Below are 2022 nucleotides of genomic sequence, written 5' to 3'. Positions count from 1 at the left end.
AATTGCCCGAGGTGGCGAAAAACATTTTACGGCTTGCACGTGAAGCGGGGCAGGCTGGTTTGGAGCTTAATAAAGTTTCGCTTGGCCAAGATAAAAAATGGCTTCGTCAACTCGCGCATCAGAAATACATCACCGCCATCGATGAACAAATTTACTTCGACATGGCGGTGTATCAGGCATTGGTTAGTCAAGCCATTGGCAGCAATCAGCCCCAAGATCGCATTACCTTGCAAGAGATAAAACAACGGGTAAGTTTGAGCCGGAAATACCTTATTCCGTTTGTGAATCGAATGGAAAAAGATGGCTGGTTACGTCGCGATGATGAGGTTCGAACCATCCTAAAATCGTCCAGCAAATAAGCTAAAGTGCAACACAATATGACATCAAAACGGCAGAGGGAATTCCTTCTGCCGTTTTATTTTTTAAGCAAGAAAATGTGAATGTCGTCACAAGTGTCGACGATGCGTGTCGAAGGAGAGCGCAACAACAAATGATATGTTTAAATATACAACAATTCTGGGGGTTTAATTGGTTTAACTTATTGTTTTTAAATGATTTAAATTTAAATTTACGTTTTGGCATGTTTTATGCTTTTCAATGGGTACAATTAACAACCAGGGTATACTATGAAAAGCTTTGTGGTTGCCGACCCAACAAAATGCATTGGCTGCCAAACATGCATGGCAGCGTGTTCCGATGTGCATAAAAAGCAAGGGTTGCAAAGTCATCCTCGCTTAACCGTAGTCAAGCATAACGACGCGACTGCGCCGATTATGTGTCGACATTGTGAAGATGCACCTTGTGCAACGGTTTGTCCGGTTAACGCGATCAAAAAAGAAGAGGATCGCATTCTCTTGCAAGAAACATTGTGCATAGGTTGTACTTTATGTGCTGTGGCGTGTCCTTTTGGTGCGATCGCGCTGGATGGCAGCCGTCCCGTAGCTATGGCAAATAGCTATGAAACCTTTATCCCTTCTACCCCCCGTTCTAGTAATCCTTGTACTTCGAATCCGAAAAGTTTTGGCCACGATCTTCTGGCTTGGGAACCGGGCGTGAAAAGTATTGCAGTGAAGTGTGATTTGTGCGGATTCCGCGATAAAGGTCCTGCGTGTATAGAAGTGTGTCCAACAGGTGCGATTGTGCTGGTGGACGAAGCGAGTGCTTTGCAAGCGCGTGATGCGAAACGTGAAGCGACCTCTAGCGTGTCTGCTATTGTCAAAATGGAGCCGTAATCATGAATCCTCTTGTGCTTACCGCCTTATCTCTGTGTGGTTATATTGGCGCTGCATTTGTTGCTATGTTTTCTCGCCATCATGAGCGGGAAAATCTGCGCTTATCCTGTGTGATCAGTATGTTTTCGGGCATATTGAGCCTAATTTCTGCTGTAGCGGTGATCGTCCATCCGGTTGGTTATACGCTGCAATTTAGCTTGTTTTACGATGTGTTTTTGCTGGATAAATTATCCGCGTTATTACTGTTGGTGATTGCAATTGTTTCCATCGCTGCTGCGGGATACGCGATGAATTATCTTGATGAGTACCTAGGCCAGGGAGCCCGTTCTATTACGGTATTATTTAACCTGTTTGCCGGTGCCATGACGGTGTTAGTTACCGCCAATCAGGCGATCGCGTTCTTAATCATTGTGGAAATCATCTCACTCAGCTCGTTTGCTTTAGTGATTCAAGGAAACACGGCAGCACACCGTAAAGCAGGTTTACATTACTTGGTGATGGATCATGTGGCGAATGTGTTTATTGTCGCGACCTTTGCGATTTTAGCTTACCACGCAAACAGCTTGATATTTAGTGATTGGATCGCCACGCCACCTCAAGGTGAAATGGCGTCGCTAACCTTTGTACTAGCGCTGATTGGTTTTGGCATTAAATCGGCCGGCATATTCTTTCACGAATGGCTACCCAAAGCATACCCACTGGCACCGTCACATTGTGCGACGCTGATGTCGTGTGTAATGGTGAAACTAGGTGTGTACGGCTTGCTGAAAGTGGCTATTGTTTTTCTCGG

The 2022-nt window shown here is 45.2% G+C and carries 3 protein-coding genes; all 3 read left to right on the top strand.

Features of this window, described 5'->3' with window-relative positions; genetic code table 11:
* Positions 1 to 359, top strand: a 359-nt coding sequence (locus B7C60_RS18610; RefSeq protein ID WP_245869022.1) for a SelB domain-containing protein, incomplete at its 5' end; no start/stop codon positions are given.
* A gap of 267 nt (positions 360 to 626) precedes the next feature.
* Positions 627 to 1232: a 4Fe-4S dicluster domain-containing protein gene (locus B7C60_RS08740; RefSeq protein WP_099611312.1), complete on the top strand. Its 606-nt coding sequence runs from the start codon at positions 627 to 629 to the stop codon at positions 1230 to 1232.
* A gap of 2 nt (positions 1233 to 1234) precedes the next feature.
* On the top strand, positions 1235 to 2022 hold a 788-nt coding region (locus tag B7C60_RS18605; RefSeq protein WP_281251683.1), incomplete at its 3' end, for a proton-conducting transporter transmembrane domain-containing protein.

Source organism: Vibrio fujianensis, assembly GCF_002749895.1.
Lineage (GTDB): Bacteria > Pseudomonadota > Gammaproteobacteria > Enterobacterales > Vibrionaceae > Vibrio > Vibrio fujianensis.
The sequence above is the reverse complement of the archived record's forward strand: the minus strand, read 5'-3'. Positions and strand labels throughout refer to the sequence as shown.